The following is a 25,885-nucleotide window of genomic DNA, read 5'->3' as shown; positions in this document are numbered from 1 at the left end:
AAAGGCCCTAGGAACGGAACAGACGGCTGTACTGGCGCTCATGGGCCATGCATGCCAGGGACAGGCCGAAAGCGGCGCTGCCATAGTGTTCGGGGTTGATTCGGGAGGCGTTCTGTTGGGCTTGTTGCAGCAGCGGCAGCAACTGGCTGGTCAGGCGTTGCGCGGCTTGTTGGCCCAGTGGCAGGGTTTTCATCAACACCGCCAGTTGGTTTTCCAGCCAACTCCAGAGCCACGCCGCGAGTGCATCCTGCGGGCTGATATTCCAGGCGCGAGCGGCCAGTGCCCAGCCGAGGGCCAAATGCGGCTCGGGACGTTGTTCAAGAAAGGCGCGGGCCGGAGCATCAAGCTCAGGCAAACCGTTGAGCAGTTGCTGCAACGAATAGCCCATCTGCCGGCTCTCCTGATGCAACTCGCGGGTTTCCCGGCTGGCGCGATGTTCTTCGCAGCGTTGCAGCAATTCGCCCCAGTTTTCATCAGAGGCGGCCACGCAATGGGCGAGCAACAGCGGCGCTTCGAAACGCGCCAGGTTCAGCAGCAACTGATCGCTGATCCAGCGGCGGGCGCTGTCAGGATCATTCACGCGACCGTTATCCACAGCCATTTCCAGACCTTGGGAATAGCTGTAGCCGCCAATCGGCAACTGCGGACTGGCCAGGCGCAACAGCGCCCAGGCTGGGTTCATAGCCGCACGCCGAACTGATGCAGCTTCGGCGGGTAGTTGAAGTCTTCGTCGCCGTGGCGCGAATGGTGGTGGCCGCCACCGTAGGCGCCGTGTTCCGGCTGGAACGGCGCTTCGATGTTTTCGACCTTGGCATCAAGCTGTTCGAGCATGGCCTTGAGCACGTAGTCGTCGAGCAGGCGCAACCAGCCATCGCCAACTTGCAGGGCGACGTGGCGGTTGCCGAGGTGATAGGCGGCGCGAGTCAGTTCGAAAGCATTGGCGCAGGTGACGTGCAGCAGTTGTTCGGCCCGGGCGCAGACGCGGACGATGCGCCCGTCTTCGGCTTGCAGGTATTCGCCGTCGTACAGCGGTGGCTGACCGCGCTCCAAAAACAACCCGACGTCTTCACCCTCGGCACTGAAACAGCGCAAACGGCTTTTGCTCCGGGCTTCGAAGGTCAGGTGCAACTCGGCGGCCCAGACGGGTTGAGGGTCGATTCTGCGATGAATCACCAGCATCGGAAAGCTTCCAGCAATGGACAATGCTTAGGCTAGAGCAAGGGGCTTGCCAATCGGGTGATACGTAGGAAATGCCTGTCGGTGCTTAGTGGGGGCTACTAGGCTTTGCGGCTATTTGGATGAATTTGGTGCGGGAGAGTGTTGATCGCACCAAATTGCAGCGAGGTCGGTGTTTCATGTGGGAGCGGCGGTGCGACGATTCGACTTGCTCGCGAAAGCGGTCTGTCAGTCACATCAATGTTGGATGTACCGACGCCTTCGCGAGCAAGTCGAATCGTCGCACCGCCGCTCCCACAGGGGTTATTCGGTACTGCCGAGTCCTTGCCAATGCTTCAACCCGATAAAGATAAAGCGTAACTGCTGAGTGATTTTCGCCTGCGGCGTCAGATGCTCGGGCAGCGCCTGTGCCGGCGGATCAATGATGTCCGGCAAGGTTGCAAACACGCTTTTAACAATCAGGTCAGCCATGACGCTCAGGCCGGCGATGTCCAGGTGTTGCAGTTTCGGCATCAAGGACAAGTCGGCCGCCAGGTCCGAGCTGATGTTTTCGCGCAAGCGGCCAATGGCCTGGCGCACTGGCAGCGAACCACCGTACTGCTCGCGAGCGAGAAACAGGAACTGCGAGCGATTGGCCGTGACCACGTCGAGAAAGATCCGCACCGAGGCGTCAATGATGCCGCCCATGACGAACTCGTTGTGGCGCACCAGGCGAATGGTTTCGCGGAAGGTTTGACCGACTTCACTCACCAGGACCAGGCCCAATTCATCCATATCGGCGAAATGCCGGTAGAAACCGGTGGGCACGATCCCGGCGGTTCTGGCGACTTCGCGCAGGCTCAGGCTGCCGAATCCTCGGCCGCATTCCATCAAGTGGCGGGCAGCGTCCATCAGGGCGTTGCGGGTCTGTTGTTTCTGTTCGGCGCGGGGCAGCATCGCAAGGGTGTTTTCTGGATAAGACAGCGGCGCACTCTAGCAAATCGGCTTTGCCGGCGTCGAATGACTATCGGGGGATCAAGCGGGGAAGTGAGGCATCTATAACGTCAAAAGCCCAATCCGGGGATTGGGCTTTTTTTCAGGGCCGGCATAGGCTTAGCTCAAAGCGCTGTTGCGTTCGATGACACGGTCACCACCGCCTTCAGCGAGGGTTTGACCTTGTGGAGTGCGGTCGGAACCGTCAGCAGCCAGGGTTTGACCTTGTGGAGTGCGATCGGAACCGTCAGCAGCCAGGGTTTGGCCTTGTGGAGTGCGGTCGGAACCGTCAGCAGCCAGGGTTTGGCCTTGTGGAGTGCGATCGGAACCGTCAGCAGCAAGGGTTTGGCCTTGTGGGGTGCGGTCGGAACCGTCAGCAGCCAGGGTTTGACCTTGTGGAGTACGGTCCGAACCATCCTGAGTGATCAGGCCTTTTTCTTTCAGGCGATCATTGCCACCTTCGGCGACGGTTTGGCTGAATACCGAGTGGGTGGATTTGACTTGCGGGGTCGCTTGGTCAGCAGCTGGCAGGGCGAAAGCCGTGCTGGCCAGCATTGAGAGGGTAAGGCTAAACAGTAATTGGCGTTTCATGATTGGGTGCTCCGGGGGAGGGCTATAAAGTGGGTACGAGGGCAATGCTACTCTCGATAAGTCGATATAAAAGTTCATAAACGCAATGGTAATAATCAACGGAATTGATTGTTCCGTGAAACGGCTCTAGATCGGGCGTTTCCGTCGGACGTTTTTGCGCTGAGATGGGTATTTTCCACTCACTTGCGCCTTGCAAAAGTGCGGGTCCGGTAACGCATCCTGTCGCCGACCGATTATTTGAGCGTTAAGCAGCATTTCGGTTAAACCTGCGCGCCATTTTCCCAGTCCTAGACTCCATGGCAGGCCGGTTCTGGCCTAACGTTTCAACCGTGCGTCGCAGTCAGGGCGCTCAGTCGTATCAGGAGCTCTGTGCAATGACGCGCACTCGTAAAATTTTTACCTGGACCCTCGCCAGCCTGGTTGTCCTGCTGGCCGTACTGGTTCTGATCATCGCGTTCTTCGATTGGAACCGGATCAAACCAACACTGAATGCCAAAGTTTCCGAAGAGCTGCACCGCCCGTTCGCCATCAACGGCAACCTCGCGGTGGTCTGGCAACGTGAACCCGATGAGGGCGGCTGGCGCGCGTGGGTGCCGTGGCCGCATGTCGTGGCGGAGGACTTGAGCCTGGGCAACCCGGACTGGTCGAAGACACCGCAGATGGTCACTCTCAAACGCGTCGAGTTGCGCATCTCGCCCTTGGCCTTACTGGCGCAGCGCGTGGTGATCCCGCGTATTGACCTGACCGAACCGAATGCTGAGCTCCAGCGCCTTGCCGATGGTCGCGCCAACTGGACCTTCAAATTCGATCCGAAAGACCCGAACGCCGAGCCTTCAAGCTGGGTCGTGGACATCGGTGCGATCGGCTTCGACAAAGGCCACGTCATCCTCGACGACCAGAACCTGAAGACTCAGCTCGACTTGATCATCGACCCGCTGGGCAAACCGATTCCGTTCAGCGACATCGTCGGTGACAAAGCGGCGAAAACCGCGTCGGAAAAGGGCGCTGCGCCGCAGGATTATGCGTTCGCGCTGAAGGTCAAAGGCCAATACCACGGCCAGAAACTCGCGGGCGAAGGCAAGATCGGCGGCCTGCTGGCGTTGCAGGACGCGGCCAGACCGTTCCCGCTTCAGGCACAAGTGAAAATCGCTGACACCAGCGTCGAACTGGCCGGCACCCTCACCGATCCACTGAACCTCGGTGCCCTGGACTTGCGCCTGAAATTGGCCGGCACCAGCCTGGGCAATCTCTACCCGCTGACCGGCGTGACCCTGCCGGACACACCGCCGTACGAGACTGACGGGCACTTGATCGCCAAGCTGCATGAAGCGGACGGCGCGGTGTTCCGTTACGAGGAATTCAACGGCAAGATCGGTCAGAGCGACATCCATGGCAATCTGGTCTATGTCGCCAGCCAGCCGCGTCCGAAGCTGAGTGGTTCGCTGGTTTCCAATCAACTGCTGTTTGCCGACCTGGCCCCGCTGATCGGTGCCGACTCCAACGCCAAGCAAAAGGCCCGTGGCGGCGAAAGCAAGCAGCCGGCGGACAAGGTATTGCCGGTTGAAGAGTTCAAAACCGAGCGCTGGCGCGATATGGACGCCGACGTCGAGTTCACCGGCAAGCGTATCGTCCACAGCGAAAGACTGCCGTTCAACGATCTCTACACCCACCTGATACTCACTGACGGCGTGCTCAGCCTTGAGCCCCTGCGCTTCGGCGTGGCCGGCGGCAACCTGGATGCTCAGATTCGCCTCAATGGCCGAACCGAACCGTTGGAAGGCCGGGCCAAACTCACCGCACGCAAGTTCAAACTCAAGCAGTTGTTCCCGACCTTTGAACCGATGAAAACCAGTTTCGGCGAGCTCAATGGCGATGCCGACATCACCGGTCGTGGCAACTCGGTGGCCAAACTGCTGGGCACCGCCAATGGCAATCTGAAGATGCTGATTAACGATGGCGCTATCAGTCGCCAGTTGATGGAGCTGGCCGGGCTGAATGTCGGTAACTATGTGGTGGGCAAGATTTTTGGCGACAAGGAAGTGAAGATCAACTGTGCTGCCGCCGACTTCGACATCAAGACCGGACTGGCGACCACGCGCCTGTTCGTCTTCGATACCGAAAACGCGATCATCTACATCGACGGCACTGCCGACATGGCGACTGAGCAACTGGACCTGACCATCACCCCGGAATCCAAGGGCTGGCGATTGATATCGCTGCGTTCGCCGCTGTATGTGCGGGGCAAGTTCATCAAGCCTGATGCGGGTGTGAAGGCTGTGCCGCTGATGCTGCGCGGGGCAGGGATGGTGGCGTTGGGTGTGATTGCGGCGCCGGCGGCGGGGTTGCTGGCGCTGGTGGCGCCGAGCGGTGGCGAACCGAATCAGTGCGCGCCGTTGCTGGAGCTGATGAAGGCCGGCAAGGCGCCAGTCACCGTCAAACCCACCCGGTAACCACAGATCGTTCCCACGCTCCGCGTGGGAATGCCTCAACGGACGCTCTGCGTTCGGTCTTTGATGGGACGCGGAGCGTCCCGGGCTGCATTCCCACGCAGAGCGTGGGAGCGATCAGTCAGGTGCCGAAGGCCGCGATCTTGGCAATAGCCCTGACAACGCTGCTTCTTCCTGCAACCACGCAAAAAACGCCCGGACCGGCGGATGCCGTTCGCGCCCCGGCACGCACAGTGCAGCGTAACCGGCACCATCGACCTGAACCTCACCCTTGTACGCCACCAACAAACCACTGGCCACGCTCTCGGACACCAGAATATTGCTCGCCAGCACCAGGCCTTGCCCGGCAATCGCCGCTTGCAGGGCGTAATGCTCTTCGTCGTATTCACGCACCACCGGTTGCCCGGCCAGCCAGGTTTCGCCGGACTTCACGCACCAGGCCTCCCAATCGTATGCGTAAAATTTTGAATTGCACCAGCGAACGCTAATCAACGTCGGCACTCGTCTGGTCGCCAGGGCCACCTGTTCGGGAGAGCCATAGACGCCGAAGGATTCGTCGAACAGACACAACCCATAAAGGTTCGGGTAGTCGCCTTGTGTGTAGCGCACCACCAGATCGACGCTGGCGTCCTGATGCAAATCGATGACGTCGCAATGGGTGTCGAGTCGCAGGCTGATGTTCGGATGCCGCGCATAGAAGCGCCCCAGTCGCGGCACCAACCACAGTGCGGCGAAGGCGGCGATGGTGGAGACCGTCAAGCTCGCGCCACTGCGCTGCGGGCGCAGGGTATCGACGCTTTGTGCCACTTCCAGCAAGGCGCCGTGCAGACTCTGGAACAGGCGTTCGCCTCCGTCAGTGAGGCGCACTTGTCGCGGCAATCGCTCGAACAGCGCGATACCGAGCCAGTTTTCCAGCGAGCGAATCTGATGGGAAATCGCTGTGGGTGTCACCGAGAGTTCTTCGGCGGCGGCCTTGAAGCTCAGTAAGCGAGAGGCGGATTCGAAGGCGCGCAAAGCGGTTAGCGGCAGCGAGGCGAACATGGGAACTCCATGGGTGAAATAAATTCATCCTGAATGACTTTTGCTCATTTGAAGGAAGGCGGCTACGAGCCTCAAGCTAAGAGCCATAAACAATTCGAGTGTAGTCCTTCAGGAGGCTCAGATGAGCACAGTTCTTGCGATTCACGCCAGCCCCCGTGGCGAACGTTCCCACTCCCGGCGCTTGGCCGAGGTGTTTTTGTCGGCCTGGCAGGCCCGTCACCCGCAGTCGCAGTTGACCCGTCGTGAAGTCGGTCGGGCATTGATTCCGCCGGTCAACGAGGCTTTTGTTGCGGCGGCGTTTTACCCTGAGCCCGAGGCGCGGCCGCTGTCGATGCAGGCCGACCTGGCGTTCAGCGATGAGCTGGTGGGGGAATTGCTCGGCCACGATCTGCTGGTGATTTCCACGCCCATGCATAACTTCAGCGTACCCAGCGGCCTCAAGGCCTGGATAGATCAGATCGTGCGGCTCGGGCTGACCTTCAATCACACCCTGGACAATGGCGTTGCGCAGTACCAGCCGTTGGTACAGGGCAAAAAAGCCCTGATTGTCACCAGCCGCGGCGGGTTCGGTTTCGGACCGGGCGGTGAGCTGGAAGCCATGAACCACGCCGATCCATTGTTGCGCACGGCGCTGGGTTTCATCGGTATCACCGACATCACGGTGGTCGCTGCTGAGGGTGAAGAGTCCGCCGAGCGGACTTTTCAGCTCAGCGCCGCCGAGGCAGAACAGCGTCTGCTGGCGCTGGCAGGGGAGTTTTAATGGCTTGGTTTTTTTTGTTGATCGCCGCCGGGTTCGAAATCACTTTCGCCATGAGCATGAAGTACTCGGAAGGCTTTACTCGGCTCTGGCCGTCGCTGATCACCGTCGTGGCGGCGCTGGCCGGGATTTACTTCCTGACCTTGTCCATGCGCGAGTTGCCGGTGAGCATCGCCTACCCGATCTGGACTGCCATCGGTTCGCTGGGCACGGTGTTTCTCGGGTTTGCGTTGCTCGGCGAAAGCCTGACGGCGGTCAAACTGGTGTCGGTCGGATTGATCGTGGCGGGGGTGGTGGGGCTGAAGTAGGGCGCGATGTCATAGACTGGTCGTTGAGTTGTCATCTTCGATGCCGATGCTTGGCTGATGTCTTGCATTCAGCCTTGCGCCACCTCACCGATCACAAGGACGTTCGCCCATGTCGCAAGGTTCCGCCACGCGTTACCCGTTGGTGCTGGTCCCGGGAATGCTCGGGTTTATCCGTCTGCTGATCTATCCGTATTGGTACGGGATCATCTCGGCGTTGCGCCGGGGTGGGGCGACGGTGATTGCGGTGCAGGTCTCGCCGCTCAATTCAAACGAGGTACGTGGCGAGCAGTTGCTGGCGCGGATCGAGGAGATTCTGCGGGAGACCGGGGCCGAGAAGGTCAACCTGATCGGCCATAGCCAGGGCTCGCTCACCGCCCGTTACGCCGCCGCCAAACGCCCGGATCGGGTGGCGTCGGTGACGTCGGTGGCAGGGCCCAATCACGGTTCGGAGCTGGCGGATTACCTGCACAAACACTATCCGGGAGACAGCGCCAAGGGGCGTTTGCTCAGCGTTTTTCTGCGCTGGATCAGTGCGCTGATGAGCCTGCTGGAAACCGGTTATCGCGGACCGAAATTGCCGGTGGATATCCATGCCTCCCATCATTCACTGACGACGGAAGGCGTGGCGCTGTTCAACCAGCGTTATCCACAGGGCTTGCCTGAAACCTGGGGCGGGCATGGACCGGAAGAGGTCAATGGCGTGCGGTATTACTCTTGGTCCGGGACTTTGCAGCCGGGCAAGACCAATCGCGGGCGAAACCTGTTTGATGGGACCAACCGCAGTTGTCGGTTGTTTGCCAGAACCTTCGTTCGGGAGGTCGGGCATTGCGACGGGATGGTTGGGCGTTACAGCTCGCATCTGGGGACAGTGATTGGTGACGAGTATCCGATGGATCACTTCGATATCGTCAATCAGTCGTTGGGTTTGGTGGGCAAGGGCGCGGAGCCGGTCCGGTTGTTTGTCGAGCATGCGGCGCGGCTGAAAGCTGCCGGGGTTTAGCCTCCAGACCGAGTAATCGTTCTTCGCGGGCAAGCCTTGCTCCTACAGGTATCACCAACCCTGTAGGAGCAAGGCTTGCCCGCGAAGGCGTCAGATCAGGCAACCCTGACCTTACGGCCCAACACAGTTGTCCAGCGCTCGGAAAGAATCACCCCACCCAGCGTCAACACCCCGCCCACCAAGTGATACATCGCCAGCTGCTCATGCAGCACCACCGCCGCAATCAGCGCAGTAATCAACGGCAGCAGATTGAAAAACAGCGTGGTCCGGCTCGGGCCCAGGCGCACCACAGCCTGCATCCACGCCAATGGCGCAACCATCGAGGCCAGCAGGCAGGCGTAAAGCACCAGCGGAGTGTTCTGCAGCGTCGGGCCGATCTTCGGTGAAGCGAGGAACATCGGAAACAGCACCACCACCGCCACCCATACCTGCAAGTACAGCAACACCAGCGGCGGCAAACGCAGCTGCCACTTTTTCAGCAGCGTGCTGTAGATCGCGTAGGCCAGGGTGGCGATCAGCATCATCGCGTCACCCAGGTTCACCCCGTGTTCAAGCAGCGCACCAAGGCTGCCGGAGGAGACGACCACCAAAACCCCTGCGAACGACAGCACCGCACCGGCCAGGGCCCCGATGGTCAGGCGCTGGCCGAGGCTAATGATCGCCATGGCCAGCGACATCAGTGGCATCAGCGACAGGATGATCCCCATGTTGGTGGCCGAGGTCAGACTCGCTGCGAAGTACGCCAGGCTCTGGTAAACCGCCATGCCGAGCACGCCGAGCACAAAAATCTTGCCCAGGTTCGGGCGGATCGCTGGCCAATGGGTGATCACCGGTTTGAGCATGAAGGGTGTGAACAGCAGCCCGGCAAGCAGCCAGCGGTAAAAGCCGATCTCGGCGGGGAAGATCGCCCCGGCCGACATCTTGGTGATCACGGTGTTGCCGGCCCAAATGAAAATGGCCAGCAGGGGATAAGCGTATTGCATCAGAGAAAACCAGAACGTTAATGAGGGGTGATTATCGCCTGTCTGGATACAAGCCTATACTTCGATCCAGACAACCTGCCCCTGATGACGGACAGCATGAACAGTAAACACATCGATCTGCTCGACTTCAGCGAACTGCCTGCCCCGGTGTATTTCCGTTATGCCGACTTTGATGCGCATCGTTATGCCTCGGCGCACCGTCATCCATGGGGCACGCTGGAGTATTCGGCCCACGGCGTATTGCACATGGAAATCGGCGGCAGCCGCTTCATGTCACCGCCGCAATACGCGGTGTGGGTGCCTCCGCAGACCGAGCACAGCTTCTATAGCCATCAGCCGATCAACTATCGCGCGGTCTGCCTGGCTCCGCCGATGTGCCAGGACCTGCCGCAACAGGCCTGCACCCTGGCCATCAGCGACATCCTCAAGGCGATCCTCAAAGACTTTGCCGCGCGCGATGTGAAGATTCCCAAGCACGACGCTGACAAACGTCTGGCTCAGGTGTTGGTGGATCAGCTGCAACAGGCGCCCATCCACGAGTGCTATTTGCCCTACGCCAGCAGCCCCGGCTTGCTCGGGATACTCGAAGCCTTGCAGGCCGAGCCCGGTGATAACCGGCCCTTGGCGGAGTGGGCTGCGCAGATCCATGTCAGCGAACGCACCCTGGCGCGGCGGTTCGTGCATGAGTTGGGCATGAGTTTTGGTGAGTGGCGGCAGCGGTTGCGGTTTCTGGCGGCGATCGAAGCGCTGGACAGCCATCGCAGCATCCAGGAGATCGCGTTCGACATGGGCTACAGCACCGGATCAGCGTTTATCGCGATGTTTCAACGCCAGGCGGAGTGCACGCCGGAACAGTATCGACGCAGTCACCTTGAGACCAGGAAGGTGTAACAGGTGTTGTCTACACTCCAGAGCGAGGCCGTGCTCGTCGGTGCGGCAACAAGGAGAAAACTCCATGAAGATGTTGCGTGTCCCTTTGTTGATGATCGGTTTGCTGTTCTGCGCCCAGGGTTTTGCCGCCACCGAGCAACAGAACAAGATGACCACCTGCAATGCTGACGCTACCGCGAAAAGCCTAAAGGGAGATGAACGCAAAGCTTTCATGAGCAACTGCCTCAAAGCTGCACCCGCCGCCGATGCCGCTAAACCCCTGACGCCTCAGCAAGAGAAAATGAAAACCTGCAACGCCGATGCCGCCACTCAGGCGCTCAAGGGCGATGCGCGCCAAACCTTCATGAGTGATTGCCTGAAGAAAAAATAAACAACGTGGTCATGGGTGGAGCCGGGAGATTTGTGGGGCTGTGAGGTCCCCTTCGCGAGCAAGTCGAATCGTCGCACCGCCGCTCCCACATTCGACCGCATTCCATCTGGAAGAACTCGGTCTAATGTGGGAGCGGGCTTGCTCGCGAAGGGGCCGGGAAGGGCACTGCAAAAAGTCGCCAGCGCCCCCACTAAGGTCGACCTACACAATCCCTAGTGCTGGCATCGGAACGCTGGCAGACTGCCAATCCTTTTACGCCGTTCGTTTTGAGGCTGTATGCCAACGTTTTCTCAACGCCAAGTCTTGTTGTCAATCAGTTGGGTCATCATCTTTGGTGGATTGTTGCTGGTGATCCCGCTGCGATTACTGCCGAGTTTGCTGGCCGGGCTGCTGGTGTTCGAACTGGTCAACATGCTCACCCCGCAATTGCAGCGGCTGATCGAAGGTCGGCGTGCGCGCTGGCTGGCGGTGGCGTTGTTGGGGACGCTGGTGGTCAGTGTGTTGTCGCTGATCTTTGCCGGTGCCTTCAGCTTTCTGCTGCATGAAGCGGAAAACCCCGGCGCTTCTCTCGACAAATTCATGGGTGTGGTTGATCGGGCGCGCGGGCAACTGCCGCCGTTCATCGACGCCTATCTGCCCGCCAGCGCCGCCGAGTTCCGCGTGGCGATTGGCGAGTGGGTGAGCAAGCACCTCAGCGACTTGCAGCTGGTGGGCAAGGACGCGGCGCACATGTTTGTGACGCTGTTGATCGGCATGGTGCTGGGGGCGATCATTGCCTTGCAGCGCGTGCCGGACGTGACCAAGCGCAAGCCATTGGCCGCCGCGCTGTTCGACCGCTTGCACCTGCTGGTCCAGGCGTTTCGCAACATTGTGTTCGCCCAGATCAAGATTTCCCTGCTCAACACCTTCTTCACCGGGATTTTCCTGGCGGTGGTCCTGCCGATGTTCGGGATCAAGCTGCCGCTGACCAAAACCCTGATCGTACTGACGTTCCTGCTCGGCCTGCTGCCGGTGATCGGCAACCTGATGTCGAACACCCTGATCACCATCGTCGGTCTGTCGCTGTCGATCTGGGTGGCCGTGGCGGCGCTGGGTTACCTGATTGTTATCCACAAGCTCGAATACTTTCTCAACGCGCGCATTGTTGGCGGGCAGATCAGTGCCAAGTCGTGGGAGTTGCTGCTGGCGATGCTGGTGTTCGAGGCCGCGTTCGGCCTGCCGGGGGTGGTGGCAGGGCCGATTTATTACGCGTACCTGAAGAGTGAGTTGAAGCAAGTGGGGATGGTTTAACGACCACCCGATCGTTCCCACGCTCTGCGTGGGAATGCATCCCGTGACGCTCCGCGTCACAGCTTCAACAGCGGACGCAGAGCGTCCATGGCGGCATTCCCACGCAGAGCGTGGGAACGATCACAGCAGGATCAATCCATCGTGCCGTAGCGCTTCATCGCTTCAATCGCCAAGCCACTGCCGATGCTGCCGAAGATGTTTCCTTCCACATGCCGCGCATTCGGCAACATCGCCGAGACGCTGTTGCGCAGTGCCGGAATTCCGCTCGAGCCCCCTGTGAAAAACACCGTATCCACCTGATCGACCCGCACGTTGGCGTCGTTCAACAGCTGGGTCACGCTGTTGCGCACGCGCTCCAGCAAGTTGTCGATGGCCGATTCGAACAGTGCCCGGCTCAACTCCACGCTCAAACCCGGTTCGATGCGGTCCAGCGGCACATGGCGGCTGTCGGCATGGGTCAACTGGATCTTGGTTTCTTCCACTTCCATGGCCAGCCAATGGCCGGCGCGCTGGTCGATCAGCTTGAACAGGCGATCGATGCCGCCGGTGTCTTCGATGTCGTAGCGCATGCTGCCCAGCGCCAGGGTGGACTTTTGCGAGTACACCGAGTTGATGGTGTGCCAGGTCGCCAGGTTCATGTGGTGGCTGGTCGGCATGTAAGCGCCGCTCTTCATCCGGCTGCCGTAGCCGAACAGCGGCATCAGGCCTTGCAGGCTCAGTTGCTTGTCGAAATCGGTCCCGCCGATGTGCACGCCGCCGGTGGCGAGGATGTCGTCGTGACGGTTGTCGTGGGTGCGGCGTTCAGGGGACAGGCGTACCAGCGAGAAGTCTGACGTACCACCGCCGATGTCGACGATCAGTACCAGCTCTTCTTTTTCGATGGTCGACTCATAGTCGAAGGCCGCCGCAATCGGTTCGTACTGGAATGAAACATCCTTGAAACCGATGGCGCGGGCCACGTCCACCAGAGTGTTTTCGGCTTCCTGGTCGGCCAACTCATCGTCGTCGACGAAGAACACCGGACGGCCGAGCACCACTTCATCGAACTCCCGACCGGCGGCAGTTTCGGCGCGCTTCTTCAGCTGGCCGATGAATAAACCGAGCAGGTCCTTGAACGGCATCGCCGTGCCCAGAACGCTGGTGTCGTGCTTGATCAGCTTGGAGCCCAGCAGGCTCTTGAGCGAGCGCATCAACCGGCCTTCATAGCCTTCCAGGTACTCGTGCAGCGCGAGGCGGCCGTACACCGGGCGGCGTTCTTCCATGTTGAAGAAGACCACCGAAGGCAGGGTGATCTTGTCGTCCTCCAGCGCGATCAGCGTTTCCATGCCGGGGCGCAGCCAGCCGACGGTGGAGTTGGACGTGCCGAAGTCGATACCACAGGCACGGGCTGGAGATGCGTTTTTCATGTCTTTCGAGTTCCGGTTAAAAAACGGCCGCGCAGTGTATGTCAGTGCGGCGCAGATTCGAAGGCCGACTATCTGCTAAATCACCACGAATAGCGCCTTGATAAGCTGGCCCGATGCCCCAAACTTGTCTGCATCGACCCTGGCAGCCATTTGGCGGTCGCAAGAACTGCCCACCGCTGCCGATAAACTTCTGATGCGCTGCCCGGTCACAACCTTGAGATCGGTCAACCTCGCGGCTGCCTATAAGCGCATGCTGCCGGTGGTGGCGCGATATCGATAACGGATGGTGATCCTTAGATGGACTTCAAAGACTATTACAAGATTCTCGGTGTGGAACCGACCGCGGACGATAAGGCGATCAAGGCCGCCTATCGCAAGCTGGCGCGCAAGTATCACCCGGACGTCAGCAAGGAAAAGGACGCCGAGTCCAAATTCAAAGACGCCTCGGAAGCCTATGAGGCGCTGAAAAGCGCCGACAAGCGCGCCGAATACGACGACTTGCGCAAATACGGCCAGCACGGCCAACCGTTCCAGGGCCCGCCGGGTTGGCAGGGTCGTGGCGCAGGCGGTTTCGGTGGTGGTCAGGACACAGGCGATTTTTCGGACTTCTTCAGTTCGATCTTCGGCAACCGTGGCCCTGGTTTTGGTGGTGGACAGTCTGGCCGTAGCGCCGGACGTCGAGGGCAAGACGTGGAAATGGAACTCGGGATTTTTCTGGAAGAAACCCTTTCGAACGAATCGAAGAAGGTCACCTTCCAGGTGCCGCAGTACAACGCTGCCGGCCAGCATGTCAGCAACACCAGCAAAAGCCTGAACGTGAAGATCCCGGCCGGCGTGGCCGACGGCGAGCGCATCCGCCTCAAGGGCCAGGGTGCACCAGGCACTGGTGGCGGGGCCAATGGCGACTTGTTCTTGATCATTCGCTTTGCGCCGCACCCCAAGTTCGACGTCGAAGGCGAGAACCTGATCATTACCTTGCCGCTGGCTCCGTGGGAGTTGGCATTGGGTACAGAGGTGGCAGTGCCTACACTGACAGGCAAGATCAACCTCAAGGTTCCGGCCGGCAGCCAGAACGGCCAGCGCATGCGCGCCAAGGGCCACGGGTTGCTGAACAAGGCCGGTCATCGCGGTTATCTGTTTGTACAACTCAAGGCCGTCATGCCTAAAACCTCGGACGACGAGGTCAAGGCGCTGTGGCAGGAACTGGCGAAAAAAGCGGCTTTCAACCCCAGAGAACACTTCTGATCCAAGAGACGGAGTAGCCCATCATGAGCAACCCCCTGATCGTTCAACTGGACATGGCAGAATTCTGTGAGGCGACCGATTTGTCGGACGTCTACGTGATCGAAATCGTCGAACACGGCATCCTCGAACCTCAGGGCAAGCAGCCCAAGGATTGGCGTTTCAACGATTATGAGCTGGCACTGGCCAAACGTGCCGCCAAGCTGCGGCACGATCTGGAGCTGGAATGGGAAGGCGTCGCCCTGGCGCTGGACCTGCTGGAAGAAGTGCAGCAACTGCGGGCCGAGAACCGCATGCTCAAGCAGCGGTTGGCTCGGTTGATCGTCGAGTAATTGTTCTGATGCTTTTGTGGTGCTTTTGAGGCCGCTATCGTCGGAACGCCGCCCGGAGCAAGCTCGCGATGAAGGATAACGCGGTCTCCCGGCATCAAAACAAGGGTGTTATATATGTATGTTTAACTCTTTAATAGTTGAACAATCACGCTATTGAATGGCCGTCGGCCCAGCAGTTTTTTAGTCTTTTATTTCAGGGGGTGGCGCTTAAGCTGATCACTCCTATCGTTACTTTGGTTGTTACATAATGTCTGAATTAAAAGGGTTGGAAAGTGTTGGGCAAGAGTTGGTCAATCCAGTTATCCATAAAGGCTCTCACCACGAACGTATTGTCCAGGCACTGCCCAGCGCCATAACAGAAGCGCCGGTGAGTCGACTGTTATCACTGGACGGTTTAAATGATTTAAATACAATTTTTCCCGATTGGTACATGAGCGCGTCCAGCCTCAATCGGCGCTACCTCTCGCAACTGGTCGAGGAGCGCTGGCGCTTGCAAGCGAAGGTCGATGGCCCGCTGAAAAGCCTGCAACAGGACATTCAGGCGTTCGCCAAACCCTTGCTGTCCACGCTCATCAGGTCGAATTTCAACACCCGTGTCGACGTCAGCCAACTGACGGTGAAGTTGTATGTGCCGGACAAGATTCTCCTGGCGATCGACCGTGGCGCCAGCTATCTGCGCGAATCCACGCTGCTGGAGGCGGCATTGCATAACTTCGAAGAGCCGGAAACCGCTGAAGATCATTTCAGGACCGGTTCCGGTGTGTATTCGAGGAACTTCAAAGGAGAGTTGAAATTTGAAGCAACAATGACCACCCAAAAAATCGCCACGCTGTGTCGGCGCCTGGATCTGGGGGCACAGTATCAAACCCATATAAAAAGCATTCTGTTGCCGGCTGATCCAAAGGCCCGGCAGTTATTGGAAGAGCATGCGCTGGCCGCGCAGAAAGCGTCCTTTAATCTGGACGCGCTGATGGCTTATTTGAAAAAAGATATCAGCGAGTATGCCTACGGCAAACTTCAACAGGTGCGTGATGGCAAAAGCGATATCACCTTTCATGGTCAGCCACTGCACCGGCATCGGCTCTCGCTGATGGGTTTCACGTTGCACGGCATCGTGTTGTTCAGTGCGGTGAGCCAGCCGTCCAGGCTCAAGTCGTTGGTCGACGGCTTGACGCCCGACGGTCTGAAGTTCTGGAGCGACTGGTCGCAACGCATGCCGGCGCTGACGGGTAGTACTTACGACGCATACAAACTGCTGCAGTCGTTCCTGGCCAACGGCCCTGCCGGTGTGCATGAGGACATGCTGCGCCGCGAAGATATCTATCAGCAAAGCCGACTGGATGGACCGGTGATTGCCTACGTGCCGGACGATCCGCTGCACCCGCTGAAAGAGTACAACTCCCTCGCCGACTTCATGAAAGAGCTGCTGAGCCAGCTGCGCGATACGGAGTATCAAGCGTTTTTCAGTCGCTTCGTGAGGCAAAAGGACAAGGGCAAATTCTTCGCCCGGGTCAAAGAGCGGCTGACGCGTGTTGTCTGGCAACAACGCGAGCCGTTGGACATGGGCCCCTGGTGGCGGGAAACCGCAGTCGAAAACCCGACCGCAGAGCCCATCACCAACCTGATTGGCGGGGACTTGTGGCAATGGCTGTATGTCGACAAACGCAATAAAGCCATCGCCGATGCGCGCGTGATCGCGGTGCCGACCGGCGATGAGGATGCCACCACGCGCTGGAAACGCCTGACCAGCTATCTGGACATTGGCTGGAACATTTTCAACTTCGTCGGGATGCTGATCCCGGGCGTGGGTGAAGTCCTGTTGGGGGTGATGGTCGCGCAGATCGCCGATGAGCTGCTGGAGGGTATCGAAGACTGGAGCAAGGGCGACCGGGAGGAGGCCGGGGCGCACATCAACGGGGTGCTGATCAACTTTGCCCAATTGGCGCTGATGGGCGCCGGGCATGTGCTGCCCCGGGGGGCCGTCGCAGCGGTCAAGCCCAGCGCGCTGATCGACAGCCTGCAACCGGTGGAACTGCCCGGAGGCAAGACCCGCCTGTGGAAACCGGACGTCGGGCCTTATGCGCACCCGGTGGCGCTGCCGGCCAATGCCGTGCCCAACGACATCGGCCTGATTGAACAGGGCGGCAAGCAGTGGCTGCGGCTGGAGGAAAAAAACTATCAGGTGAGCCAGGACCCGGTGACGGGTCAGCATCGACTGGAACATCCGCAGCGCCGCACGGCCTACAAACCAGTGGTGGAGCACAACAAGACCGGTGCCTGGAAGGTCGAGACCGAGCGGCCGCTGGAGTGGGAAGCGAAACGGTTGATGCAGCGCATGCACACCACGCTCGACGGATACTCTGCGCAGACGTTAGGCATGATTCAACACGTGAGCGGGGTAGACGAAAACCTGCTGCGCCGGTTGCACGTCGAGCATGAAACCCCGCCCGCGCTGCTGCGCGATACCTTCTTGCGCTTCAATACCTATGCCGATGCTGAACGATTCCCGCAGCACATCGCGGCTAACCAGATTCCAGAGACGATGATTGGCTTTGTGCCAGAGGTCACGGTTGAACTGCCGCGCTGGCCCGAGAACCGGGCGCTGGAAGTTTTCGAGGCGTCGGATCGTTCCGGGACCTCCGTCAAACACGGCAATGCAACGGCATCCGAGCCGATGACGATCAAGGTCAGTCGTTCCGAAGTGGCTGCCGGAAAGCTGCCCGAGCGAGTCATTGAATCGCTGAACGAAACCGAGATTCGCGACCTGCTCGGCGATGAGGTCGCGGTGGGTACACCTGAGCGTATTGATGCGCTACGCAAGCAGTTGGTCGTGCAGGCAGGGAAGCACAAGAAAACCGTATTCGATGCACTTTACAAAGGCCGCGATGTTTCCAGCGACCCTCGTGTGCAACGAGTGCTCAATAACGTTCCTGAGTTGCCGGCCAGCGTTACGCTGGAACTGCTGGAGCATGCCGAGCCGGCCGATCTGCAACACCTGAGCGAAAAACAGCGTCTCTCGCTGCGCTTGCGTCAACAGGCCCGGGCGGTGCGTGACCGGGTGCGATTGAACCGTGCGTATGAGGGCCTCTATTTTGAGGAGCTGGCCAGTGCCGACTCGCGCAGGCTCGAACTGGGCTCCTTGGCCGGCCTGCCAGGATGGTCCGATGAGGTGCGGATCGAAATTCGCGAACTGGGGTTTGCCGGGAAACTGCACGCCAGCGTGGGGCCGGAAAATGCGCCGATCCGCAAGGTGCTGATTCTTGAGGAAGACGGGCGTTACCAGACGCGGGACGCGGATGATCGGCATTTGCACGGCGCCGATGAGTTCTATGCTTCGGTCTTGCACGCCCTGCCGGATGCGCAACGCAACGCGTTGGGCTATGGCATTCACGAAGGCGCACGGCTCAAGTTTGCGATACAGCGCTCACCCCTGAGCCATGATCGGTTCGCGTCGACGTTGCTCGAGCATCCGATTCGTAAACCGGCTTACGATCCGCACACAATGAAGCTGCCTGGAGGCATGGACGGCTATCGAGGCGTTTCCGGGGAGTCGGATGCACGGCTTCGCGTGCGCAGCCTTTACCCAACCCTCACAGATACAGAACTCGATGCGTTTATTGAAACCCTGCGCCAACGAAATACCTCGGTTGGGCTAGAGGTCCAGGCGCTTGAGATCGAATTCAACCAGATGGTTTCAGCCCTGAAGCGCTGGGTGAACGGGCCGACCCGGGATTTTCGTTTGAGCCCCAGCGGTTTTGCCGAAGTGGAAGCCAGGAATACCCTCGCCAAAAAGATCAGGCAGTGTTGGCAGCGTACTGGTCCAAGGCACCTGGATGCGAGTGGGAGGGTTCTTGGGCAGACATTGGACCTGAGCAATTTTGAATTGCATATGCACATCGATCGTATGCCCCGACTGGCGGCCAACTTCGATCACGTCACGCGTCTGTGGTTACGCAATACCGGGCTATCGAATGTCGAGCAACCTTTTCTTCGTTCCTTTCGCAAGGTGCACGTGCTGGACCTTGCGCGGAACAAATTGACGTCGCTGCCATCGAGCATCGCCCATATGCCGCACCTGACAGACCTGGATCTCACGCGCAACCGGATTGTGCTTAACATCCTCGATCGCGAGATGCTCAGAAACCGTACCCTGTTGAGCAGTTTACGTCTGGGTGAAAACCCGTTGGGGTTGTTACCGAACATCAGTCTCATGCCTGACTTGCATACCCTGGTGCTGACTCATACAGGGGCCACCACGTGGCCGCCCGGGCTGTTTGACCGACCACGGTTCAGGCACTTTTTCCTGGACCTGCGTTACAACGTGTTGACGGACATTCCGCGCGTTACGCCGGGCACGTGGGGCGCAGAGCTGTTGGGGCGTACCTGGCTCAGTCGCGAGCCCGCGTGGATGTCAGCTGAAAATCTGGAACGCCTCAAAGACTATGTTCGGTCGGCGGGCATGGACCCTGAGCGTCCTTACCCTCCCATGGGTGTGCGCACCAGCATCCAGTGGGAGGAAGGATTGACCCGGCGTGATTGGGTCAGCAAGCAAGAGGTCTGGAACGCGGTTGAGGATGAATTCAACTCAACGGATTTTTTTGAAGAACTCAATGCCCTGACCCAGTCCGCCGACTTCACCGCCAGCAAGGTCTATCGAGCCGATTTGACGGCTAAGGTCTGGCGAATGCTGGACACCATGGCTGAGAACGCTCCATTACGAGAGCAGTTTTTCAGGGAGGCCAACATGCGATCCAACTGCGTCGATGGCGCCACACAGCTTTTCAACGTCATGGGTGTGGAGGTGCTGGTCCACGAAGCATTGGCGCTCGGCAATAACGGTTTGATCGAGGCTGAGCTGGTGAGCCTGGCAAAGGGCAAGTCGCGCCTGGATGAAGTCGAGAGAATCGCCAAGCGTCATATCGTGGCGCGCGAGGCGGCGGGTGAGCAATTCCGACGTTTGGACGCCGCACGTAATGTCACAGGCACCATCGATGAGGTGGAGGTTCACCTGGCCTTCATGACGGACCTGGCGCAGCGGCTGGATCTGCCGTGGCAGGCGCGCGGCATGCAGTTTCGCAAGATCGCAGGCGTCACCAGCGAAATGATCGAGGGCGCCTATCAACGGGTTTTGGGGCTGGAGGAGGGTGACCTGCTGCGTAACTCGATTGCCGAGCAACCTTTCTGGAAGTCCTTCGTCGAGCGCTTGAATGGCTCGCGCTTCAGGGCGATTGATCGCAAGACCATTACCACCACCGAGTTCAAGGTTGCCCTGGATGAACGGGCCGACAGCGCAACTCTGTCGCTGGAGGAAAAGGCTGGTTTGAAAGAGCGAATCCGCGTACTGGCCGCTGAGCTTGGTGAGCCGGAAAGTGCCTTCGCCCCCGGCCAGATCATGACCGACGAGGCCTATGCCCAAGCGCTGGAAACGATCAAGGCCGAGCGTGAAGCCTTGCTGTTGCAGCTGACCCAGGAAGCCATGGACCGGGCGAAGCTGAATCGGGTTGAAATACCTTTTACGGTTGCCCCGGGCAACTGATATCCGACCGTCAAGAGCTGGTGCAAACGCCGTTCTGATCCATTACTGAGCAGCCCCCAAGAGGCAAAAAGCCCCGAGTGCCGCATTGTGCACTCGGGGCTTTTGTGCGCTTGAGGCGTCAGAACAGGAAATAGCGCTGAGCCATCGGCAACACATCCGCCGGTTCACACCACAGCAAAACGCCGTCAGCCTTGACCTGATAAGTCTGCGGATCGACATCGATGTCTGGCAGGTAATCGTTGTGTATCAGGTCGGTTTTCTGCACGTCGCGGCAGCCTCTGACCACGGCGATTTTCTTCTTCAGACCCAGGGCTTCCGGCAACCCGGCATCCGAAGCAGCCTGGCTGATGAAGGTCAGGCTGGTGGCGTGCAATGAGCCGCCGTAGCTGGCAAACATCGGACGGTAATGCACCGGTTGCGGCGTTGGGATCGACGCGTTGGCATCGCCCATCAGGCTGGCTGCGATGGCGCCACCCTTGAGGATCAGTGTCGGTTTGACCCCGAAAAACGCCGGGCGCCAGAGCACCAGATCGGCCCATTTACCCACTTCGACCGAGCCCACTTCATGGCTGATGCCATGGGTGATCGCCGGGTTGATGGTGTACTTGGCGATGTAGCGTTTGGCGCGGAAGTTGTCGTTGCCTTCGCCATCACCGGGTAGCGGGCCGCGCTGTTTTTTCATCTTGTCGGCGGTTTGCCAGGTGCGCGTGATCACTTCGCCAACGCGGCCCATGGCCTGGCTGTCGGAACTGATCATCGAGAACGCACCGAGGTCGTGAAGGATGTCTTCGGCGGCGATAGTTTCGCGACGGATGCGGCTTTCGGCGAACGCTACGTCTTCGGCAATGCTTGGGTCCAGGTGATGGCAGACCATCAGCATGTCGAGGTGTTCGTCGATGGTGTTGCGGGTGAACGGCCGGGTCGGGTTGGTCGAACTCGGCAGCACGTTGGCAAAGCCGCAGGCCTTGATGATGTCCGGGGCATGACCGCCGCCCGCACCTTCGGTGTGATAGGTGTGGATGGTGCGGCCCTTGAAGGCGGCGAGGGTGGTTTCGACGAAACCGGATTCGTTGAGGGTGTCGGTGTGGATCGCCACTTGTACATCGTACTGGTCGGCGACGTTCAGGCAGTTGTCGATGCTCGCCGGGGTGGTGCCCCAGTCTTCGTGCAACTTCAGGCCGATGGCACCGGCCTTGACCTGTTCGATCAGCGGCTCCGGCAGGCTGGCGTTGCCCTTGCCGGTGAAACCGATGTTCATCGGGAAGGCGTCGGCAGCCTGGAGCATGCGCGCCAGGTGCCACGGGCCGGAGGTGCAGGTGGTGGCGTTGGTCCCGGTGGCCGGGCCGGTGCCGCCGCCGATCATGGTGGTGACGCCGCTCATCAATGCTTCTTCGATCTGCTGCGGGCAGATGAAATGGATGTGCGTGTCGATGCCGCCCGCGGTGAGGATCATGCCTTCACCGGCGATGACTTCGGTGCTGGCGCCGACTGCGATGGTGACGTTCGGCTGGATGTCCGGGTTGCCGGCCTTGCCGATGGCGGCGATGCGGCCGTCCTTGAGGCCGACGTCGGCCTTGACGATGCCCCAGTGGTCGATGATCAGTGCGTTGGTGATCAGCGTATCGACGACCTCTGCGGCGAGTAATTGGCTTTGACCCTGGCCGTCGCGGATGACTTTGCCGCCGCCGAATTTCACTTCTTCGCCGTAGGTGGTGAAGTCCTTTTCCACTTCGATCCACAGTTCGGTGTCGGCCAGACGGACTTTGTCACCGACGGTGGGGCCGAACATGTCGGCGTAGGCTTGTCTTGAGATTTTCATGCGCTTGCCTTGGGATTCAATTGTGTTTGAGACCGCTCGCGTAGCTCGCTATCGCGGGCAAGCCTCGCTCCTACATGATCGTTCCCACGCTCTGCGTGGGAATGCCGCCATGGACGCTCTGCGTCCGCCGTTATGTGACGCGGAGCGTCACGGGATGCATTCCCACGGGGACCGTGGGAACGATCAGTCAGTCGAGATCACCCATGATCCGCCCCGCAAACCCGAACACCCGGCGATGCCCGGCCAGGTCTACCAACTCGACCTCACGGCTCTGTCCCGGCTCGAAGCGCACGGCGGTGCCGGCGGGGATGTTCAGGCGCATGCCGCGGCTGGCGGCGCGGTCGAAGGTCAGGGCGTCGTTGGTTTCGAAAAAGTGATAGTGCGAGCCGACCTGGATCGGACGGTCGCCGCTGTTGGCCACCTTCAGGCTGAGGGTGCGGCGGCCAACGTTGAGTTCGATGTCACCGGGCTGGATCTGGTATTCACCAGGAATCATCAATGGGCTCCTTGGAGAATCTTGTAGTAGAGGGCGGTCGGTTTGTAACGACCGCTAGGGTCGCAGGCATAGTCGGGGATTTCGCCGGCGCGGGTGTAACCCAGGGCCTTGTAGAAGTCTTCGGCGGGAGAGCCGGCCTCGGTGTCGAGGTAGAGCATGCCGCGCTTGTGCTGGAGGGCGGCCGTTTCCAGCGCACTCATCAACTGCTGGCCCAGACCCCGGCGACGCGCATGTTCACGCACCAGCAGTTTTTGCACTTCGGCGCGGTTCAGGCCATTAGCCTTCTGGCACAGGGTCAGTTGCACACTGGCCTGCACTTGCTCGTCCTTGACCACCACCCACAGCAGCACGTTGCCCTTGTTCAGGTTCTCCTGCACATCATCGAAATAGGCTCGGGCCTGGGTGGCGTCAAGATTGGCCATGAACCCGACGCTGGCGCCATAGCCGACGGCGTCGAGCAGCAGATCAATCAAACCCTGACGATAGTGCGCAAAGCTTTCAACATTGACGCGGCGCAGTTGGGCGGCGTTCATGGGCAATTACTCCTTGTTGGCAATCGGCGGCTCCGCGCCAGGATTGAGGGTCAGTTGCATAAAAGTCAGGTCGAGCCAGCGACCGAACTTGGTGCCCACCTGAGGCATCTGGCCGGTCGTCACGAAACCGGCTCGTTCATGCAGGCGAATAGACGCGGCGTTACCACTTTCGATGGCGGCGACCATCACGTGTTTGTCGCAACCTTTGGCACGCTCGATCAACGCGATCATCAATTGCGGGCCGAGACCATTGCCACGCTGGTCGCTGCGCACGTAAACCGAATGTTCGACGGTGTGGCGGAACCCGTCGAACGGCCGCCAGTCACCGAATGAAGCGTAGCCCAGTACCGTGTTGTCGCCGTCGACGATCACCAGAATCGGGTAACCCTGGGATTGCCGGGCGCTGAACCAGGCCTGGCGGTTATCCAGGTCCACGGCCTGTTCGTTCCAGATGGCCGTGGTGTTGAGCACGGCGTCGTTGTAGATGTCGCGGATCGCCGGCAGGTCAGCATGCAGTGCATCGCGAATTTCGTAAGTCATGACGCGGCCTCAGGCGATCGGTTGGTGAACGGTGACCAGTTTGGTGCCGTCGGGAAAGGTCGCTTCGACCTGGATCTCCGGGATCATTTCCGGGATGCCTTCCATCACTTGTTCGCGGCTGAGCAGGGTGGTGCCGAAGTGCATCAGCTCGGCCACGGTCTGGCCGTCACGGGCACCTTCGAGCAGCGCTGCGGAAATGTAGGCCATGGCTTCCGGGTAGTTGAGTTTCACGCCGCGCGCCAAACGCCGCTCGGCCACGAGGCCGGCGGTGAAGATCAGCAGCTTGTCTTTTTCGCGTGGGGTCAGGTCCATCGTTTGGAATCCATATCGGCAGATTAAAAAGGTATTCGGATCTGTAAACACAAAACCTGTGGGAGCGGGTTTGCTCGCGAAAGCGGTGTGTCATTCAACACTGATGCTGACTGGCACACCGCTTTCGCGAGCAAGTCGAATCGTCGCACCGCCGCTCCCACATTGATCGTGTTTCAGGTGCTCCATATTCTTGGGGGGACGGCTTCTCGGTCGAGCAACGCAGGCCTGAGCAATCGCCACAAATCAATCAACCAGCCTCGCGCCAACAGCGCTTCACTGGCCAGGCAACGTGCGACTAAAAGCCCCGGCAGCTGGGTCAGATCTCCGCGCACGTCATGGGGCAGCGAACGGCACTGCTCCATCAAATCGCTACCGATATCCCCGGTCACCAACAACGTCGCAAACACCGGTTGCCCATCCAGGCCAATCGGCGAATCGAGCAAACCATCGCCTCCGACAATGCGCTGGCGTTCATGCCAGAGCAACTGACCGTCGCGGCGGATATCCAGTTGCGCCTGAAAATGCCCGAGGTCGAAACGCTCGCCACTGGCCGGGCGACCTAGCGCCACCACATCCCAGTAAAACAACCGCGCATTGCCTTCCAGATCAATCGAGGTGCTGAGCTCCGCCTGGGCGTCGCTGAAGATAATCGTCTCTTGTGGCAACCATTCCAGTGTCGCACCGCTCGCCACTTTCAAATCCAGCTGCTGATAAGCGGGCCCCGCTGCGCGATACCACTTGGCCGCGCCGGGGCTGGTGATTTGCGCCCAGGCATCGCGGCCGACACTGGCCGAGATGTCCAGCCGATCGCCACCGGCAATCCCGCCCGGCGGGTGCACGATGATGTGCTGGCAAACCTCCGGCCCTTCGGCATACAGGTGCTTCTGCACCCGCAGCGGGCCTTTGTGACGGCGCTGAACCGGGCGCGTACTGTCGCCGAATCGGGCGTAGCCGAGTTCCAGCTCAGCGTGCCAGCTCGGGGTAAACAGGGCAGTGGGAACAGGTAGATTCATGATCTCTAATTATCGTTAGGACGCTATAGATTAGATCGTAGCCTTATATCGTAACCAGACCGCGTACACCCTCGGCCTCCATATTTTCTCCGCGACCCTGTTGCACGATTTCGCCCCGGGACATCACCAGGTACTGATCGGCCAGTTCGGCGGCGAAATCGTAGAACTGCTCCACCAGCAAAATCGCCATATCACCACGGGCCGCAAGCTTCTTGATCACTGCGCCGATTTCCTTGATCACCGATGGCTGGATGCCTTCGGTGGGCTCGTCGAGAATCAGCAAGCGTGGACGGCTGGCCAACGCTCGGCCGATCGCCAATTGCTGTTGCTGGCCACCGGACAAGTCGCCGCCGCGGCGCTGCTTCATCTGCAGCAGCACTGGAAACAGCTCGTAGATGAACGCCGGGACTTCCTTGGCTTCAGCGCCGGGAAATCGCGACAGGCCCATCAACAGGTTTTCTTCCACGGTCAGCCGGCCGAAAATTTCCCGACCCTGAGGCACGTAAGCGATCCCGGCGTGAACCCGCTGGTGTGGCTTGAACGCGGTGATCGGTTTGCCTTCCCAGTTCACCGCGCCTTCTTTGGCCGGCAGCAAACCCATGAGGCACTTGAGCAGGGTGGTCTTGCCCACGCCGTTGCGCCCGAGCAGGCAGGTGACTTCGCCGACTTTCACCTCAAACGTCAGGCCCCGCAGGATGTGGCTACCGCCGTAATACTGGTGCAGCTTGTCGACTTGCAGCATCTCAAATTCTCCCTCAGTGATCGTTCCCACGCTCTGCGTGGGAATGCATCCCGTGACGCTCCGCGTCACCCGTGCGCAGGACTTGAAC

The 25,885-nt window shown here is 59.7% G+C and carries 24 protein-coding genes; 10 read left to right on the top strand and 14 right to left on the bottom strand.

Annotated elements, in window-relative coordinates:
* Positions 1-7: 7 nt before the first annotated feature.
* From CKW16_RS04345 to CKW16_RS04330, 4 genes are all read right to left on the bottom strand, one after another.
* Positions 8-682: an urease accessory protein UreF gene (locus tag CKW16_RS04345; RefSeq protein WP_095127368.1), complete on the bottom strand. Its 675-nt coding sequence runs from the start codon at positions 680-682 to the stop codon at positions 8-10.
* A complete protein-coding gene (gene ureE, locus CKW16_RS04340) occupies positions 679-1,179 on the bottom strand; it encodes an urease accessory protein UreE (RefSeq protein ID WP_095127367.1) in 501 nt (166 codons plus the stop codon). Before ureE ends, CKW16_RS04345 begins: the two co-directional genes overlap by 4 nt.
* Positions 1,180-1,479: 300 nt before the next feature.
* On the bottom strand, positions 1,480-2,112 hold the full coding sequence (locus CKW16_RS04335; RefSeq protein ID WP_095127366.1) for a TetR family transcriptional regulator: 633 nt from the start codon (positions 2,110-2,112) through the stop codon (positions 1,480-1,482).
* A 156-nt stretch (positions 2,113-2,268) separates the two neighbouring features.
* Positions 2,269-2,739 (bottom strand): hypothetical protein, encoded by a 471-nt coding sequence (locus tag CKW16_RS04330; protein ID WP_095127365.1) that lies wholly within the window; start codon positions 2,737-2,739, stop codon positions 2,269-2,271.
* 374 nt (positions 2,740-3,113) lie between these two features.
* Between CKW16_RS04330 and CKW16_RS04325 the strand changes: the two genes are divergently transcribed.
* Complete coding sequence (locus tag CKW16_RS04325; protein ID WP_095127364.1) at positions 3,114-5,189, top strand: AsmA family protein; 2,076 nt, start codon at positions 3,114-3,116, stop codon at positions 5,187-5,189.
* A 114-nt stretch (positions 5,190-5,303) separates the two neighbouring features.
* On the opposite strand, the gene CKW16_RS04320 is transcribed toward CKW16_RS04325, so the two are convergent.
* The gene (locus CKW16_RS04320; protein ID WP_095127363.1) at positions 5,304-6,227 is read right to left on the bottom strand and encodes a LysR substrate-binding domain-containing protein; all 924 of its coding nucleotides are present in this window, start codon (positions 6,225-6,227) and stop codon (positions 5,304-5,306) included.
* 121 nt (positions 6,228-6,348) lie between these two features.
* Here CKW16_RS04320 and CKW16_RS04315 point away from each other — a divergent pair, with 121 nt between their 5' ends.
* From CKW16_RS04315 to CKW16_RS04305, 3 genes are all read left to right on the top strand, one after another.
* A complete protein-coding gene (locus CKW16_RS04315) occupies positions 6,349-6,987 on the top strand; it encodes an FMN-dependent NADH-azoreductase (RefSeq protein ID WP_095127362.1) in 639 nt (212 codons plus the stop codon).
* Entirely contained in the window at positions 6,987-7,292 is a 306-nt protein-coding gene (locus tag CKW16_RS04310; protein ID WP_095127361.1) for a multidrug efflux SMR transporter, read from the top strand. Before CKW16_RS04315 ends, CKW16_RS04310 begins: the two co-directional genes overlap by 1 nt.
* A 109-nt stretch (positions 7,293-7,401) precedes the next feature.
* On the top strand, positions 7,402-8,292 hold the full coding sequence (locus CKW16_RS04305; protein WP_095127360.1) for a triacylglycerol lipase: 891 nt from the start codon (positions 7,402-7,404) through the stop codon (positions 8,290-8,292).
* Positions 8,293-8,387: 95 nt separating this feature from the next.
* Here the strand turns inward: CKW16_RS04305 and CKW16_RS04300 are convergent, their stop codons facing one another.
* Positions 8,388-9,275 (bottom strand): DMT family transporter, encoded by an 888-nt coding sequence (locus CKW16_RS04300; protein ID WP_095127359.1) that lies wholly within the window; start codon positions 9,273-9,275, stop codon positions 8,388-8,390.
* A gap of 96 nt (positions 9,276-9,371) precedes the next feature.
* On the opposite strand from CKW16_RS04300, the gene CKW16_RS04295 reads away from it, so the two are divergent.
* The 3 genes from CKW16_RS04295 to CKW16_RS04285 all read left to right on the top strand — a co-directional run bounded on the left by CKW16_RS04295 (position 9,372) and on the right by CKW16_RS04285 (position 11,826).
* Positions 9,372-10,166 carry a helix-turn-helix transcriptional regulator gene (locus tag CKW16_RS04295; RefSeq protein WP_176471516.1) on the top strand — a complete coding sequence of 265 codons (795 nt, stop codon included), beginning with the start codon at positions 9,372-9,374 and terminating at the stop codon, positions 10,164-10,166.
* 64 nt (positions 10,167-10,230) lie between these two features.
* Positions 10,231-10,536 (top strand): PsiF family protein, encoded by a 306-nt coding sequence (locus CKW16_RS04290; protein WP_095127358.1) that lies wholly within the window; start codon positions 10,231-10,233, stop codon positions 10,534-10,536.
* Positions 10,537-10,812: 276 nt separating this feature from the next.
* Positions 10,813-11,826 (top strand): AI-2E family transporter, encoded by a 1,014-nt coding sequence (locus CKW16_RS04285; RefSeq protein ID WP_095127357.1) that lies wholly within the window; start codon positions 10,813-10,815, stop codon positions 11,824-11,826.
* 131 nt (positions 11,827-11,957) lie between these two features.
* Here the strand turns inward: CKW16_RS04285 and CKW16_RS04280 are convergent, their stop codons facing one another.
* Positions 11,958-13,232, bottom strand: coding sequence for an Hsp70 family protein (locus CKW16_RS04280; protein ID WP_076028828.1), 1,275 nt, complete (start codon positions 13,230-13,232; stop codon positions 11,958-11,960).
* A gap of 297 nt (positions 13,233-13,529) precedes the next feature.
* On the opposite strand from CKW16_RS04280, the gene CKW16_RS04275 reads away from it, so the two are divergent.
* From CKW16_RS04275 to CKW16_RS04265, 3 genes are all read left to right on the top strand, one after another.
* Positions 13,530-14,477, top strand: coding sequence for a DnaJ C-terminal domain-containing protein (locus CKW16_RS04275; protein ID WP_095127356.1), 948 nt, complete (start codon positions 13,530-13,532; stop codon positions 14,475-14,477).
* A gap of 23 nt (positions 14,478-14,500) precedes the next feature.
* Complete coding sequence (locus CKW16_RS04270; RefSeq protein WP_095127355.1) at positions 14,501-14,806, top strand: chaperone modulator CbpM; 306 nt, start codon at positions 14,501-14,503, stop codon at positions 14,804-14,806.
* A gap of 430 nt (positions 14,807-15,236) precedes the next feature.
* Positions 15,237-20,342: an NEL-type E3 ubiquitin ligase domain-containing protein gene (locus CKW16_RS04265; protein WP_256580442.1), complete on the top strand. Its 5,106-nt coding sequence runs from the start codon at positions 15,237-15,239 to the stop codon at positions 20,340-20,342.
* 118 nt (positions 20,343-20,460) lie between these two features.
* Here the strand turns inward: CKW16_RS04265 and ureC are convergent, their stop codons facing one another.
* The 7 genes from ureC to urtE form a co-directional block, all read right to left on the bottom strand.
* Positions 20,461-22,161 carry an urease subunit alpha gene (ureC, locus tag CKW16_RS04260; RefSeq protein ID WP_095127353.1) on the bottom strand — a complete coding sequence of 567 codons (1,701 nt, stop codon included), beginning with the start codon at positions 22,159-22,161 and terminating at the stop codon, positions 20,461-20,463.
* Between the two features lie 187 nt (positions 22,162-22,348).
* Positions 22,349-22,657 (bottom strand): urease subunit beta, encoded by a 309-nt coding sequence (locus CKW16_RS04255; RefSeq protein WP_008011171.1) that lies wholly within the window; start codon positions 22,655-22,657, stop codon positions 22,349-22,351.
* A complete protein-coding gene (locus CKW16_RS04250) occupies positions 22,657-23,190 on the bottom strand; it encodes a GNAT family N-acetyltransferase (protein ID WP_095127352.1) in 534 nt (177 codons plus the stop codon). Before CKW16_RS04250 ends, CKW16_RS04255 begins: the two co-directional genes overlap by 1 nt.
* A 6-nt stretch (positions 23,191-23,196) precedes the next feature.
* Entirely contained in the window at positions 23,197-23,730 is a 534-nt protein-coding gene (locus CKW16_RS04245) for a GNAT family N-acetyltransferase (protein WP_095127351.1), read from the bottom strand.
* A gap of 9 nt (positions 23,731-23,739) precedes the next feature.
* Entirely contained in the window at positions 23,740-24,042 is a 303-nt protein-coding gene (gene ureA / locus CKW16_RS04240) for an urease subunit gamma (RefSeq protein WP_007907366.1), read from the bottom strand.
* Positions 24,043-24,215: 173 nt separating this feature from the next.
* Positions 24,216-25,055: an urease accessory protein UreD gene (locus CKW16_RS04235; RefSeq protein ID WP_095127350.1), complete on the bottom strand. Its 840-nt coding sequence runs from the start codon at positions 25,053-25,055 to the stop codon at positions 24,216-24,218.
* 43 nt (positions 25,056-25,098) lie between these two features.
* Positions 25,099-25,797, bottom strand: coding sequence for an urea ABC transporter ATP-binding subunit UrtE (gene urtE / locus CKW16_RS04230; RefSeq protein ID WP_056746278.1), 699 nt, complete (start codon positions 25,795-25,797; stop codon positions 25,099-25,101).
* Positions 25,798-25,885: the final 88 nt, after the last annotated feature.

It is taken from the genome of Pseudomonas sp. Irchel s3h14, from assembly GCF_900187425.1.
In the GTDB taxonomy this organism is placed as follows: Bacteria; Pseudomonadota; Gammaproteobacteria; order Pseudomonadales; family Pseudomonadaceae; genus Aquipseudomonas.
This window is presented reverse-complemented; position numbering and strand designations above follow the sequence as displayed.